Origin of the sequence: Pseudomonas sp. B8(2017), assembly GCF_002113575.1 — a bacterium.
Lineage (GTDB): Bacteria > Pseudomonadota > Gammaproteobacteria > Pseudomonadales > Pseudomonadaceae > Aquipseudomonas > Aquipseudomonas putida_Z.
Genome location: NZ_NEIO01000012.1, coordinates 128,978 through 142,448 on the forward strand (window position 1 = coordinate 128,978; position 13,471 = coordinate 142,448).

The following is a 13,471-nucleotide window of genomic DNA, read 5'->3' on the forward strand; positions in this document are numbered from 1 at the left end:
GACCCATCGACCGGCCATCTCGTCTCTGACTGACACTGCGCGAGGTGCCCATGCACGATCCGTTTGAAGAATCCCTGCGCGACCTGCTCAAGGCGTCACCCTCCGGCAATGACCGGGACGACCGGGACGACGCCGCTTGCCTGGGTCGCGTGCTGAAAACCGCCAACCGCCAGGTTGGCGCGGGCGATCTGTTCAGCCTGCTTGGCCGCTGGAGCCAGGCGCTGCTGATCGCCGTGAACAATGGCGCGGCGCATGTTGCGCCGGTGCGTCGACACTCTTCCCGCAACGCTGCCAACGGCAGCAAAGCAGATAAGGCCGATTGAATATGGAACTCGATCTCTGGACCCAGAGCCTGGTCACCGCCATGACTGCCCTTTGGACCAAGGTAGCGAACTTCATCCCCAACCTGTTCGGCGCGCTGGTCGTGGTGCTGCTCGGTTTCGTGGTGGCCAAGCTGCTCGACACGCTGCTGTCCAAACTGCTGGCCAAGTTCGGCCTGGACCGCCTGATGGCCGGCACCGGCCTGACCAAGATGCTCGGCCGGGTCGGCATCCAGGTACCCATCTCCACCCTGATCGGCAAGATCGTCTACTGGTTCGTGCTGCTCATCTTCCTGGTCTCGGCCGCCGAGTCGCTGGGCCTGGAGCGGGTCTCGGCAACCCTCGACATGCTTGCCCTGTACCTGCCGAAGGTGTTCGGCGCAGCCCTGGTGCTGCTGGCCGGCGTGCTGCTGGCCCAGGTGGCAAACGGCCTGGTACGCGGCGCTGCCGAAGGCATCGGCCTGGAATACTCGGCAGGCCTGGGGCGTATCACCCAGGGCCTGGTGATCATCATCAGCATCTCGGTGGCCATCAGCCAGCTGGAGGTGAAAACCGACCTGCTGAACCATGTGATCGTGATCGGGCTGATTACCGTTGGTCTGGCCGTTGCGTTGGCAATGGGCCTGGGCAGCCGCGAAATCGCCGGGCAGATCCTGGCCGGCATCTACGTGCGCGAGCTGTACCAGGTGGGCCAGCAGGTGCGGATTGGCGAGGTCGAAGGGCATATCGAGGAGATCGGTACGGTCAAGACGACGCTGCTGACCGATGATGGCGAACTGGTATCACTGTCCAATCGTGAGCTGCTTGAACAGCGAGTCAATAGCCGCTAACCGCACAAAGCTGTTAATGTATGCCGCCGCGAAAATCGACCCACGGGGTCGCGCGGCGACATTGACCTGACTGTCGGCCAGATCCGTTTTGAATAAAGTTCATTCGCCGCCCATGCGTTATGACCCCCGCGAGCTCACCGACGAAGAGTTGGTGGCGCGTTCGCATGAGGAGCTGTACCACGTTACCCGCGCCTATGAAGAGCTCATGCGGCGCTACCAACGGACCCTGTTCAACGTCTGTGCGCGTTATCTGGGGAACGACCGTGACGCGGACGATGTCTGTCAGGAAGTCATGTTGAAAGTGCTGTACGGGCTGAAGAACTTCGAGGGTAAGTCCAAGTTCAAGACCTGGCTCTACAGCATCACCTACAACGAATGCATTACCCAGTACCGCAAGGAGCGCCGTAAACGTCGGTTGATGGATGCCTTGAGTCTGGACCCTGTTGAAGAGGCGTCCGAAGACAAGGCTCCGAAGCCGGAAGAAAAAGGCGGGCTGGACAAGTGGCTGGTGCATGTGAACCCGATTGACCGGGAAATCCTGGTGCTGCGTTTTGTCGCAGAGCTGGAATTTCAGGAAATTGCAGACATCATGCACATGGGCCTGAGCGCGACAAAAATGCGCTACAAGCGCGCGCTAGACAAGCTTCGGGAGAAATTTGCCGGCCTCGATGAAACTTAGTGGCGTGCAAATATCTCTAACGAACCGGCGAGTTCTGCTAGACTTGCCGTCGAGTTGTCCCCCTTGTTTGTGGTGGGACTGCTTAACTATCACCAGATGGGGATTTAACGGATGAAATTGAAAAACACCTTGGGCTTGGCCATTGGCTCGCTCGTCGCTGCTACTTCGTTCGGCGTTCTGGCTCAAGGCCAAGGCGCTGTGGAAATCGAAGGCAACGTTACCAAGCAGTACTACGACAGCGAACGTAACTTCAAGAACGACGGCACCAATCCTGGTGTTCGCCTGGGCTACTTCCTGACCGACGACGTTTCCCTGGACCTCGGCTACAACGAGACCCACAACGCTCGTGGTGAAGTCTTCAACAAAGACATCAAAGGTTCCAAGGCCAAGCTCGACGCCACCTACCACTTCGGTACCGTGGGCGACGCTCTGCGTCCGTACGTTTCCGCCGGTTTCGCTCACGAGAGCCTGGGCCAGGCCACTCGTAGCGGCCGCGACCACTCCACCTTCGCCAACGTTGGCGCTGGCGCCAAGTGGTACATCACCGACATGTTCTTCGCCCGTGCTGGCGTAGAAGCCATGTACAACATCGACAACGGCAACACCGAGTGGGGCCCGACCGTTGGTGTTGGTCTGAACTTCGGCGGTAGCCCGAAGCAAGCTGAAGTCGCTCCGGCTCCAGTTGCTGAAGTGTGCTCCGACTCCGACAACGACGGCGTTTGCGACAACGTCGACAAGTGCCCAGACACCCCGGCCAACGTTACCGTTGACGCTGATGGCTGCCCGGCTGTTGCCGAAGTCGTTCGCGTTGAGCTGGACGTCAAGTTCGACTTCGACAAGTCGGTCGTCAAGCCAAACAGCTACGGCGACATCAAGAACCTGGCTGACTTCATGAAGCAGTACCCACAGACCACCACCACCGTGGAAGGTCACACTGACTCCGTCGGCCCAGACGCTTACAACCAGAAGCTGTCCGAGCGTCGTGCCAACGCTGTCAAGCAGGTCCTGACCCAGCAGTACGGCGTGGAATCCAGCCGTGTTGACTCGGTTGGCTACGGCGAAACCCGTCCGGTTGCCGACAACGCCACCGAAGAAGGCCGTGCTGTCAACCGTCGCGTTGAAGCTCAGGTAGAAGCCCAGGCCAAGTAATTGGTTTGAAGCTTCATGAAAAACCCGGCCTCGGCCGGGTTTTTCTTTGCCTGGGATTTGTGTGGCGTGTGCCGGCCCCTTCGCGGGCTTGCCCGCTCCCACAGGCTCGTCGTATGCCGCAGGCTGTGTGCAATCTCTGTGGGAGCGGGCAAGCCCGCGAAGGGGCCTTTACAGGCACTGCATCATCCTGCTATTGCCACCAATTCCTGAACCACCTGTTCCCCAACCACCTCCCCAATCACCAAAATCGCCGGGCTACGCAAACCAAACCCCCGCGCATCCTCGACCATCCCCCGCACATCGCTCCTGCACTCCCGCTGCTGCGGCAACGAGGCATTCTCGATCATCGCCACCGGCGTCGCCGGTGCCATGCCCCCGTCCAGCAACCCTTGGCGCACCTGCTCCAGCCTGGCCACGCCCATGTACACCACCAGCGTCGTCCCGCCCTGGGCCAAGGCCGCCCAGTTCAGTTCGCTGTCGTCCTGGGTATGTGCCGTGACCAGCGTCACGCCCCGGCTCACACCCCGTGAGGTCAGGGAAATCCCGCATTGCGTGGCGCCAGCCAGGCCGGCGGTGATCCCGTTGACCACTTCCACCTCGATGCCATGCCCCTGCAACCACAGCGCCTCTTCACCACCACGGCCGAAGATGCACGGGTCGCCGCCCTTGAGCCGGACCACGCAGCGCCCTTGTCGCGCATGGCGCAGCATCAGGCGCTGGATGAACGCCTGCGGCGTGGAGCGGCAGCCGCCGCGCTTGCCCACGGCAATCACCCGGGCCTGCGGGCAATGCTCCAGCACCGCCGGGTTGACCAGGTCGTCGATCATCACCACAGCGGCTTGCTGCAATGCGCGTACAGCCTTGAGGGTGAGCAGTTCGGGGTCGCCAGGACCAGCACCAACCAGCCAGACTTTCGCATTCATCAGGGTTTCCTCATCGGCAAGGTGCGTTCAGCCCTTGAGCAGGGTGAGCAGCAATATCAGGTTGAACAGCAAGGACAGCAGGGCCAGGGTGCGCCAGACCTTCAACGGTTCGCGCTCCAGCAACGGCCGTGGCCGGCTGGGCAGTTCCTGGCGGTCGCCACGTTCGAGCAGCAGCAACCAGTGTTCGGCGGTTTCGAAGCGCTGCGCAGGGTCCGCTGCCAGTGCCTGCTGCAGGTTGTGCTGCAGCCATTCCGGCAGGTCGGGGCGGTAGCGCGCGGCGTTGACCGGTTGGCCGAAGCGCGGGCGCTGGAAAGCCTCCACCTCGCCGTAGGGGTAATGCCCGGTCAGCAGGTGATACAGCGTCACGCCCACGGCATACAGGTCCTGGCGTGGGCTGGGCGGCTGGCCGTCGAACGCTTCCGGGGCAATATATGACGGCGTGCCCGGCAACTCGTGCAGCGGGTCTTCGGACAGCCCCGGGCAGTAGGCCAGGCCGAAGTCCAGCAGGCGCAGCTGGCCATCGCTGCCCAGGTGCAGGTTCTCTGGCTTGATGTCGCGGTGCAGCAGGTTGCGCCGGTGCAGTACGCCGACCGCCTGCAGCAGCTGCCGGGCCAGCTCCAGCCACTGCGGCATGGGTAGCGGGCCGTGCTGGGCCAGCAGCGCTGCCAGGCTCTGGCCGGGGTATTCGCGCATCACGTAGTACAGGTGCTGGCGCTGGCTGGCGGTGTGCAGTTCGGGGAAGTGCCGGCCAGCGACCCGGCGCAGGAACCATTCTTCCAGCAACAGCCCTTGCGCCGCGCCGGGCTCCTGCTCGCGTGCGGCGGGCAGGGTCTTCAGCAGCCAGGCATGGCCCTGGGCATCGCGCACCCGGTACAGCAGCGACTGGCGGCTTTGCGAAAGCAGCTTTTCGGCTTGCCAGCCATCGATTACCTGGCCTTCACGCAGCGGGCCGGGCACTGGCCATTGCTGCAGTTGCGCCAAGGTGTCGCCCAGGTTGGCCGTGCCCAGTTGCTCGACCTGCACCAGCAAGGCACTGGCGTTGTCCTGGCTGCCGTTCAGGTGCGCGCTGGCGACCAGGGTGTCGACGGCCAGTTGCAGGTCGGGTTGCTCGCGCAGCACCGCCTGGATGTGCTGGTCGCCCAGGCTGGCCCATACGCCATCGCTCAACAGCAGGAAGCTCTCGCCCGGCTGCAGCTCACCTTCCAGATAATCCACCAGCAGGTGCTGGTCCAGGCCCAGCGCGCGCTTCAGTACATGCTGCATGCCTGGCTGGTCCCATACATGGTCTTCGCTCAGGCATTGCAGGCGCCCAGCGTGCCAGCGGTACACGCGGCAGTCACCCACGTGGGCCAGGGTAAAACGCCGGCCGCGCAGCACCAGCGCGCTGAGGGTGGTCAGCAGTGGCTGGCCACTGCCTTGGGCGCGCAACCAGCGGTTCTGCGCCAGCAGCAGGCGGTCGAGGGCCTGGGCCACGCTCCAGGTCGCGGGGGTGGCGTAGTAGTCCAGGGCCAGCGCCTGCAGGCTGGCACGGGCTGCCAGGCCGCCATCGGCACATTGACTGACGCCGTCGGCGAGGGCGAACAGGTAGCCTTTGCTGGCGGCCAGCTCCGGCGCCGGGGTAACCAGGCGCAGGGCGTCCTGGTTTTCCTCGCGCGGCCCGGTGGCGCTGGCCTGGGCAAAGTTCAGTTGCAGGCTCATGGCTGTGCCTCAGACCCGTGCCGCGGTAACCGCAGCCGAGCCCCAGGTGGTGCGCCAGCGCTGTTTCACGCCGTGCAGGCCGAACCAGGCCAGCAAGCCCAGGCTGGCGAACAGCCACAGCCCCAGCTGGTAGTCACCGGTGTGCTGCTTGATGGTGCCAAGCCCGGCGGCCAGCAGGAAGCCTCCGATGCCGCCGGCCATGCCGATCAGCCCGGTCATCACGCCGATCTCCTGGCGGAAGCGTTGCGGTACCAGCTGGAACACCGCGCCATTGCCGGCCCCCAGGCCGAGCATGGCGCTGACGAACAGGGCCAGTGCGGCGGCGGCGCTAGGCAGGTTGAAGCCGACTGCAGCGATGCAGATGGCCGCCACACTGTACATGCCCAGCAGGGTGCGGATGCCGCCGAAGCGGTCGGCCAGGGCGCCGCCGAGCGGGCGCATCAGGCTGCCGGCGAACACGCAGGCAGCGGTGTAGTAGCCGGCGGTGACCGGGCTCAGGCCATACTGGTCGCTGAAATAGCCGGGCAGGGCGCTGGCCAGGCCGATGAAGCCGCCGAAGGTGACGCTGTAGAAGAACATGAACCACCAGCTGTCACGGTCGCCCAGGGCCTTGAGGTAGTCAGCCATGGCTTTTGGCTTGGGCCGCTGCGGAGCATTGCGTGCCAGCAGGGCGAACACCAACAGGGCCAGCGACAGCGGGACCAGCGCGAAGCCGAACACATTGTTCCAGCCAAAGCCCGCAGCCAGCGCCGGGGCCAGCAGGGCGGCGAACACAGTGCCGGAGTTGCCGGCACCGGCAATGCCCATGGCTTTGCCTTGGTGCTGTGGCGGGTACCACTGCGAGGCCAGCGGCAGTGACACGGCAAACGAAGCACCGGCAAAGCCGAGGAACACGCCCAGCAGCAGCGCTTGTTCATAGCTGTGCACGCCCAGGTGCCAGGCAGCGGCGAGGGCGACGATGACCACCACCTGGCCGATCAGCCCGGCGGTCTTGGGCGACAGGCGGTCGACCAGCACGCCCATGGCAAAGCGCAGGATCGCCCCGGCCAGGATCGGCGTGGCCACCATCAGGCCCCGTTGTTGTGCACTCAGCTGCAGATCGGCAGCAATCTGCACCGCCAGTGGGCCAAGCAGGTACCAGACCATGAAGCTGAGGTCGAAGTACAGGAACGCGGCGAACAGCGTGGGCACATGCCCGGATTTCCAGAAGCTGGTACTCATCGAACACCTCACTCGGCAATGCAACGGAACGAAAAAGACGCCGCTACCCGCTCCACGTGGGTGGAGGGGAGAGCGACGTCTTTGTCGGGATCAAGTGGGCAACCGCCGTTGGCTACCGGTGATATTTGTTCAGCAAGAGATGGGCCAACTCTGAGAAGTTGCAGTCCCCTTGTAGGAGCGGCCTTGTGTCGCGATGGGCTGCGCAGCAGCCCCAGGATCTCAGCTTCGCGGCAGAGATTGCCGGGGCTGCTGCGCAGCCCATCGCGACACAAGGCCGCTCCTACAGGGACCGCGTGAAGCAGGTTGCTAGCCCAGCATCTCGTGCATGGCAATGATCTGCTCGGCCACCTGGATCAGCTTCTGCTGCCGGCTCATGGCCTGGCGGCGCATCAGGGTGTAGGCCTGTTCTTCGTTGCAGTCCTTCATCTTCATCAGCAAACCCTTGGCCTGCTCGATGCGCTTGCGCTCGGCCAGTTGCTGGTCGCGCGCAAGCAGCTGCGCCTTCAGCGCCTGGTCGCTTTCGAAGCGGGCCATGGCCACGTCCAGGATCGGTTGCAGCCGCGCGGCATGAATGCCTTCGACGATGTAGGCGCTGACCCCTGCCTGGATCGCCTGGCGCATCACCCCGGGGTCGTGCTCGTCGGTGAACAGCACGATCGGCCGCGGTTGGTCACGGCTGACCAGGACCACCTGTTCCATTACATCGCGGTCCGGTGAGTCGGTATCGATCAGCACCACGTCCGGGCGCACCGTTTCGACGCAGGCGGGCAGGTCGATGGTCATGTCTGGGGCTTCGATGACCTCGAAGCCGGCCTCGCTCAAGGCTGCCTTGAGGCGGCCGAGTTTGCTCTGGGTGTCGTCGATCAGCAGGATGCGCAACATGAACTGTCCCCCTCACGCGCCGACACGGGCATCGGGCAGGTCGCCCAGTGCATGCAGGCTGAAACTGCGGGCATAACCGTAGGGGTCACTGCCGTCCCAGCGGCTGCCATCGATCAGCAGGCTGCTGCGCATCGGCTGCTCGGGGCAGGCCACGCCGAGGCTTTGTGCCGCCTCGCCATACAGTGCCAGCTGCTGGACCTGGCGGGCCACGCCGAGGTAGTCGGGGTCGTCGCGCAGCAGGCCCCAGCGGCGGAACTGGGTCATGAACCACATGCCGTCGGACAGGTACGGCAGGTTGGCCCGGCCATGGTCGTGCAGGCGCAGGGCGTGCGGGTCTTGCCAGTGGTTGCCGAGGCCATCGTGGTAGCTGCCGAGCAGGCGTGGTTCGATACTTGCCAGCGGGGTGGCCAGGTAGGCGCTGCCGCTGAGCAGTTGCGCAGTGCTGCGGCGGTTCTCCGGGCTTTGCTCGATGAAGCGGCTGGCGGCGAGGACCGCCTTGATCAGCGCGCGGGCGCTGTTGGGGTATTGCTCGGCAAAGGCGCGGGCGCAGGCCAGGACCTTTTCCGGGTGGTCCGGCCAGATCGACTGGCTGGTGGCCAGGGTGAAGCCCTGGCCCGTGGCTACGGCATCGGCAGCCCAGGGTTCGCCCACGCAGAAACCGTCGATGCGCCCGGCCTGGATATGCGCGGCCATCTGCGCTGGTGGCACCACCACGCTGTCGACGTCGCGCAATGGGTGGATGCCCTGGCTGGCCAGCCAGTAATACAGCCACATGGCGTGGGTGCCGGTGGGGAAGGTCTGGGCGAAGGTGAGGCGTGCGCCATGCTGGTGCACCAGGCGCGCCAATGCTTCAGGGTTGGTCACGCCTTTGCGCTGCAGGGCCGGGGACAGGTTTATGGCCTGGGCGTTCTGGTTCAGCCCCATGAGCACGGCCATGTCGCTGGCCGGTACACCGCCGATGCCCAGGTGCACGGCGTACACCAGGCCATACAGGCAGTGCGCGGCATCCAGCTCGCCGCTGACCAGCTTGTCGCGCAGCCCGGCCCAGGAGCCCTGGCGCTTGAGGTTGAGGGTAAGGCCGTGCTGCTGGGCAAACCCCTGGGTGGCGGCGACTACCACCGAGGCGCAGTCGGTCAGGGCCATGTAGCCGATGTTCAGGCTGGGCTTTTCCGGCGCGTCGCTGCCGTTGACCCAGGCCAGGGGCGTTGCTCGGGGTACAGTGTTCACAAGGTTCCTCGCCCGTACTGATAAGGCTGTGGGCTTTTCCGGTGCAACCGATGTGCCATCTGGCAGCCTCCCTGTGGAGCAACTGCCTTGTGCCGCCTGCATTGGCCTCATCGCCGGCAAGCCAGCTCCCACAGATACAGCACAGGTTTCAGCCCTTGTGTTGTACCTGTGGGAGCTGGCTTGCCGGCGATGGGCTGCGCAGCAGCCCCACGATTTGCTGTCATGCCGGCCTCACGCTGGCTATAATCGCCCCCTCATTCACCCCGAGCCTTGCCCGCCCATGTATACCCTGGCCCGCCAGCTGCTGTTCAAGCTTTCTCCGGAAACCTCCCACGACCTGTCCCTGGACCTGATCGGCGCCGGTGGCCGTCTTGGCCTCAACGGTATGCTGTGCAAGCAGCCGGCGGCTTTGCCGGTCACGGTCATGGGCTTGAACTTCGCCAACCCGGTGGGCCTGGCGGCCGGCCTGGACAAGAACGGCGCGGCCATCGACGGTTTCGCCCAGCTGGGCTTCGGCTTCGTCGAAATCGGCACCGTCACCCCGCGCCCGCAGCCGGGCAACCCCAAGCCGCGGCTGTTCCGCCTGCCGGAGGCAACGGCCATCATCAACCGCATGGGTTTCAACAACCTGGGCGTTGATCACCTGCTCGGCCGGGTGCGGGCTGCGCGTTACAACGGGGTGCTGGGCATCAACATCGGCAAGAATTTCGACACCCCGGTGGAGCGTGCCGTCGATGACTACCTGATCTGCCTGGACAAGGTGTACACCGACGCCAGTTACATCACGGTCAACGTCAGTTCGCCAAACACCCCGGGCCTGCGCAGCCTGCAGTTCGGCGATTCGCTCAAGCAGCTGCTCGATGCCCTGGCCGAGCGCCGCGAGCAACTGGCCGGCACGCATGGCAAGCGCGTACCTCTGGCAATCAAGATTGCCCCGGACATGAGCGACGAAGAAACCGCCCTGGTGGCCGCCGCGCTGATGGAGTCGGGCATGGATGCGGTGATCGCCACCAACACCACGCTGGGGCGTGAAGGTGTCGAAGGGTTGCCGTACGGTGGCGAGGCGGGCGGCCTGTCGGGCGCGCCGGTGCTGGAGAAGAGCACCCATATCGTCAAGGTGCTGGCGGGCGAGCTGGGCGGCAAGCTGCCGATCATTGCCGCTGGCGGCATTACCGAAGGCCGCCATGCCGCCGAGAAGATCGCTGCCGGGGCGAGCCTGGTGCAGATTTATTCGGGCTTCATTTACAGAGGGCCAGCGTTGATTCGCGAGGCGGTGGACGCTATCGCTGCGATGCCGCGGTGACCTGGCCGGCCCATTCGCGGGCTCGCCCGCTCCCACAGGGTCCAGCGCACTGCTGAAGCCTGTGGGAGCGGGCGAGCCCGCGAAGAAGCCAGCGCGGATATGGATTCGAAGTCATAAAAAAGGGCCCCATCAAGGGGCCCCTGGGCCTTCGCCCGCCGCCCGGATAGGGCGTGCATGGTAAATCGAATTCAGTGTCCTCGTTCAGCCAACGGCGTGATTTTCGTTGAGTCTATGGATGCCAGCGGTGCCAGTCATTCCGTCCCAGTTATCACCGCGACCTTCACGCCAGCCGTTGATCCAGGCTTGGCGAACAGAAGGAAGATTGAAGGGGCAAAGTTCGCGGGATTTGCCGGTGACCCCGTATTGGTAGCCACGTGAATATGCTCTTTCCAACGGATCACGCTTAAGTCTTCTCATAGGGTGTTGCCCTCACTTGTTGACTGTAATGTCCCGTCGGCCTCTCCGAGGCCGGGCAGAGTCTTTCTGCCGGTGTGCGCTCGCTGCCGGCGTGGCGAGCTGAAAGTGCCACCTCGTTGCGAAGTGGCCTGAGACCAGTTCTATCGAATGCGAGTCACCGTGTGAATGATCGATTTGTCATAAGCACGTAACCTTTCCAAGGGTGAGGGGATAAGTAAATAAATGCGACTCAACCTTGTTTAGCGTTGAGCCCGCTATGATCAGGGTTTGCCGATCATTGACGCCATTTCGCCAGCGTTGCTCGCGGATGACAGTAATAATTTGAAATGCGACGAAGGGTCACATCGGCCCCGGTATCGCCAGAATTTTTCGTACTGCCTGATGATCTAAGCTGTCTTTGCCACTGGGCCAAGCACAGATCGGTCAGGCGGCCCGGCCTTTCACCGCACGCTCGCGTGCCGGGAAAGGCCACCCGCACGCCTGCTGGAAAGGTGTGCGGGCAAACATCGCGGGGCGATGCGTCGCCCCGTCAGTCAAATAGCCCAAGGCGCTGGATTACTCATGTCGGACCGTTTCGAACTTTACCTCACCTGCCCCAAAGGCCTGGAAGGCCTGCTTGCCGAAGAGGCGCGGGGCCTCGGCCTGGATGACGTGCGCGAGCACACCTCGGCCATTCGCGGCGCCGCCGACATGGAAACCGCCTACCGCCTGTGCCTGTGGTCACGTCTGGCCAACCGGGTGCTGCTGGTACTCAAGCGCTTCTCCATGAAGAACGCCGACGACCTCTACGACGGCGTGCACGCGGTCGACTGGGCCGATCACCTGGCAGCCGACGGCACCCTGGCGGTGGAGTTCAGCGGCCATGGCTCGGGCATCGACAACACTCACTTCGGTGCGCTGAAGGTCAAGGACGCGATCGTCGACAAGCTGCGCAACCGCGAAGGCCTGCGCCCGTCGGTGGAAAAGATCGACCCTGATGTGCGCGTGCACCTGCGCCTGGACCGTGGCGAAGCCATTCTCTCCCTCGACCTTTCCGGGCACAGCCTGCACCAGCGTGGCTACCGCCTGCAGCAAGGTGCCGCGCCGCTGAAGGAAAACCTGGCGGCGGCGGTGCTGATCCGCGCCGGCTGGCCGCGCATTGCCGCCGAAGGTGGCGCGCTGGCCGACCCGATGTGCGGTGTGGGTACCTTCCTGGTCGAAGCGGCGATGATCGCCGCGGATATCGCGCCCAACCTCAAGCGTGAACGCTGGGGCTTCAGTGCCTGGCTCGGCCATGTACCGGCGTTGTGGCGCAAGGTGCATGACGAGGCGCAGGCGCGGGCACAGGCCGGCCTGGCCAAGCCACCACTGTGGATCCGTGGCTACGAGGCCGACCCGCGGCTGATCCAGCCAGGCCGCAACAACGTCGAGCGTGCCGGCCTGGGCGACTGGGTGAAGATCTACCAGGGCGAAGTCAGCACCTTCGAGCCGCGCCCGGACCAGAACCAGAAAGGCCTGGTCATCAGCAACCCGCCCTATGGCGAGCGCCTGGGTGACGAAGCCAGCCTGCTGTACCTCTACCAGAACCTCGGAGAGCGCCTGCGCCAGGCCTGCATGGGCTGGGAGGCGGCGGTATTCACTGGCGCGCCGCAGTTGGGCAAGCGCATGGGCATTCGCAGCCACAAGCAGTACGCGTTCTGGAACGGCGCCTTGCCGTGCAAGCTGCTGCTGTTCAAGGTGCAGCCCGACCAGTTCGTTACCGGCGAGCGCCGCGAGGCGCAGCCTGAAGGCGCGGAAAGCCGCCAGCAGGCAGCACCGGCCAGCGAGCCGGCGCGCCTGTCGGAAGGGGCGCAGATGTTCGCCAACCGCCTGCAGAAAAACCTCAGGCAACTGGGCAAGTGGGCCCGCCGCGAGCAGGTCGATTGCTACCGCCTGTACGATGCCGACATGCCCGAGTACGCCCTGGCGGTCGACCTGTACCAGGATTGGGTGCACGTGCAGGAATACGCCGCGCCACGTTCGGTCGACCCGGACAAGGCCCAGGCACGCCTGCTCGACGCGCTGGCAGCCATCCCGCAGGCCCTGGGCATTTCGCCGCAGCGTGTGGTGCTCAAGCGTCGCGAGCGGCAGAGCGGCACGCGCCAGTACGAGCGCCAGGCAACCGAAGGCCGCTTCCAGGAAGTGAACGAAGGCGGCGTCAAGCTGCTGGTCAACCTCACCGACTACCTCGACACCGGCCTGTTCCTCGACCATCGCCCGATGCGCATGCGCATCCAGCGCGAAGCAGCCGGCAAGCGCTTCCTCAACCTGTTCTGCTACACCGCCACGGCCACCGCGCATGCGGCCAAGGGCGGGGCGCGCAGCACCACCAGCGTCGACCTGTCGAAAACCTACCTGGACTGGGCGCGGCGCAACCTGGCGCTCAATGGCTTCTCCGAGCGCAACCGCCTGGAGCAGGGCGATGTGATGGCCTGGCTGGAAGGCAACCGCGACAGCTACGACCTGATCTTCATCGACCCGCCGACCTTCTCCAACTCCAAGCGCATGGAAGGCGTGTTCGACGTGCAGCGTGACCACGTGCAGCTGCTGGACCTGGCCATGGCCCGCCTGGCGCCGGGTGGCGTGCTGTATTTCTCCAACAACTTCCGCAAGTTCCAGCTGGACGAGCACCTGATGGCGCGTTACGCGGTGGAGGAAATCACGGCCCAGACCCTGGACCCGGACTTCGCCCGCAATAACCGTATCCATCGCGCCTGGCGTCTGCAGCTTCGTTGAGGCGACGAGGTACATTGCGCGGCTAATGGCCAATAGCTATAACTGAGGGCAGGGCAAGATAATCCGCA

General features: G+C 64.4%; 12 protein-coding genes. 6 read left to right on the forward strand and 6 right to left on the reverse strand.

The features are described 5' to 3' along the window. Positions 1-50: 50 nt before the first annotated feature. The 4 genes from CAG22_RS17885 (at position 51) to CAG22_RS17900 (ending at position 2,978) form a co-directional block, all read left to right on the forward strand. On the forward strand, positions 51-323 hold the full coding sequence (locus CAG22_RS17885) for a hypothetical protein (protein WP_004376140.1): 273 nt from the start codon (positions 51-53) through the stop codon (positions 321-323). A 2-nt stretch (positions 324-325) separates the two neighbouring features. Continuing rightward, positions 326-1,150: a mechanosensitive ion channel domain-containing protein gene (locus tag CAG22_RS17890; protein ID WP_004376138.1), complete on the forward strand. Its 825-nt coding sequence runs from the start codon at positions 326-328 to the stop codon at positions 1,148-1,150. Between the two features lie 112 nt (positions 1,151-1,262). Beyond that, positions 1,263-1,829 carry an RNA polymerase sigma factor SigX gene (sigX, locus tag CAG22_RS17895; RefSeq protein WP_003248665.1) on the forward strand — a complete coding sequence of 189 codons (567 nt, stop codon included), beginning with the start codon at positions 1,263-1,265 and terminating at the stop codon, positions 1,827-1,829. Positions 1,830-1,940: 111 nt separating this feature from the next. After that, positions 1,941-2,978 carry an OmpA family protein gene (locus tag CAG22_RS17900; RefSeq protein WP_004376136.1) on the forward strand — a complete coding sequence of 346 codons (1,038 nt, stop codon included), beginning with the start codon at positions 1,941-1,943 and terminating at the stop codon, positions 2,976-2,978. A gap of 182 nt (positions 2,979-3,160) precedes the next feature. Here the strand turns inward: CAG22_RS17900 and cobA are convergent, their stop codons facing one another. The 5 genes from cobA to CAG22_RS17925 all read right to left on the reverse strand — a co-directional run bounded on the left by cobA (position 3,161) and on the right by CAG22_RS17925 (position 8,929). Further along, on the reverse strand, positions 3,161-3,901 hold the full coding sequence (cobA, locus tag CAG22_RS17905; protein ID WP_085589385.1) for a uroporphyrinogen-III C-methyltransferase: 741 nt from the start codon (positions 3,899-3,901) through the stop codon (positions 3,161-3,163). Between the two features lie 27 nt (positions 3,902-3,928). After that, positions 3,929-5,599, reverse strand: coding sequence for a bifunctional protein-serine/threonine kinase/phosphatase (locus tag CAG22_RS17910; protein ID WP_085705881.1), 1,671 nt, complete (start codon positions 5,597-5,599; stop codon positions 3,929-3,931). A 9-nt stretch (positions 5,600-5,608) separates the two neighbouring features. Beyond that, positions 5,609-6,820, reverse strand: coding sequence for a NarK/NasA family nitrate transporter (locus CAG22_RS17915; protein WP_085664968.1), 1,212 nt, complete (start codon positions 6,818-6,820; stop codon positions 5,609-5,611). A gap of 306 nt (positions 6,821-7,126) precedes the next feature. Next, on the reverse strand, positions 7,127-7,702 hold the full coding sequence (locus tag CAG22_RS17920) for an ANTAR domain-containing response regulator (RefSeq protein WP_085693049.1): 576 nt from the start codon (positions 7,700-7,702) through the stop codon (positions 7,127-7,129). Positions 7,703-7,714: 12 nt separating this feature from the next. Then, a complete protein-coding gene (locus CAG22_RS17925) occupies positions 7,715-8,929 on the reverse strand; it encodes a CmpA/NrtA family ABC transporter substrate-binding protein (RefSeq protein ID WP_085705882.1) in 1,215 nt (404 codons plus the stop codon). Positions 8,930-9,209: 280 nt separating this feature from the next. On the opposite strand from CAG22_RS17925, the gene CAG22_RS17930 reads away from it, so the two are divergent. Next, positions 9,210-10,232 (forward strand): quinone-dependent dihydroorotate dehydrogenase, encoded by a 1,023-nt coding sequence (locus CAG22_RS17930; RefSeq protein ID WP_025338291.1) that lies wholly within the window; start codon positions 9,210-9,212, stop codon positions 10,230-10,232. Positions 10,233-10,433: 201 nt separating this feature from the next. Here CAG22_RS17930 and rmf read toward each other — a convergent pair whose 3' ends face one another. Further along, positions 10,434-10,649, reverse strand: a complete 216-nt coding sequence (gene rmf, locus CAG22_RS17935) for a ribosome modulation factor (protein WP_003248687.1) — start codon at positions 10,647-10,649, stop codon at positions 10,434-10,436. Positions 10,650-11,210: 561 nt separating this feature from the next. Here rmf and rlmKL point away from each other — a divergent pair. Then, positions 11,211-13,403, forward strand: a complete 2,193-nt coding sequence (gene rlmKL, locus CAG22_RS17940) for a bifunctional 23S rRNA (guanine(2069)-N(7))-methyltransferase RlmK/23S rRNA (guanine(2445)-N(2))-methyltransferase RlmL (RefSeq protein WP_085617191.1) — start codon at positions 11,211-11,213, stop codon at positions 13,401-13,403. The last annotated feature ends 68 nt before the right edge of the window (positions 13,404-13,471 follow it).

Coding starts and splice junctions, on each gene's coding strand:
- CAG22_RS17885 (WP_004376140.1), top strand. CDS start 51: ATGCACGATCCGTTTGAAGAATCCCTGCGCGACCTGCTCAAGGCGTCA.
- CAG22_RS17890 (WP_004376138.1), top strand. CDS start 326: ATGGAACTCGATCTCTGGACCCAGAGCCTGGTCACCGCCATGACTGCC.
- sigX (WP_003248665.1), top strand. CDS start 1,263: ATGCGTTATGACCCCCGCGAGCTCACCGACGAAGAGTTGGTGGCGCGT.
- CAG22_RS17900 (WP_004376136.1), top strand. CDS start 1,941: ATGAAATTGAAAAACACCTTGGGCTTGGCCATTGGCTCGCTCGTCGCT.
- cobA (WP_085589385.1), bottom strand. CDS start 3,901: ATGAATGCGAAAGTCTGGCTGGTTGGTGCTGGTCCTGGCGACCCCGAA.
- CAG22_RS17910 (WP_085705881.1), bottom strand. CDS start 5,599: ATGAGCCTGCAACTGAACTTTGCCCAGGCCAGCGCCACCGGGCCGCGC.
- CAG22_RS17915 (WP_085664968.1), bottom strand. CDS start 6,820: ATGAGTACCAGCTTCTGGAAATCCGGGCATGTGCCCACGCTGTTCGCC.
- CAG22_RS17920 (WP_085693049.1), bottom strand. CDS start 7,702: ATGTTGCGCATCCTGCTGATCGACGACACCCAGAGCAAACTCGGCCGC.
- CAG22_RS17930 (WP_025338291.1), top strand. CDS start 9,210: ATGTATACCCTGGCCCGCCAGCTGCTGTTCAAGCTTTCTCCGGAAACC.
- rmf (WP_003248687.1), bottom strand. CDS start 10,649: ATGAGAAGACTTAAGCGTGATCCGTTGGAAAGAGCATATTCACGTGGC.
- rlmKL (WP_085617191.1), top strand. CDS start 11,211: ATGTCGGACCGTTTCGAACTTTACCTCACCTGCCCCAAAGGCCTGGAA.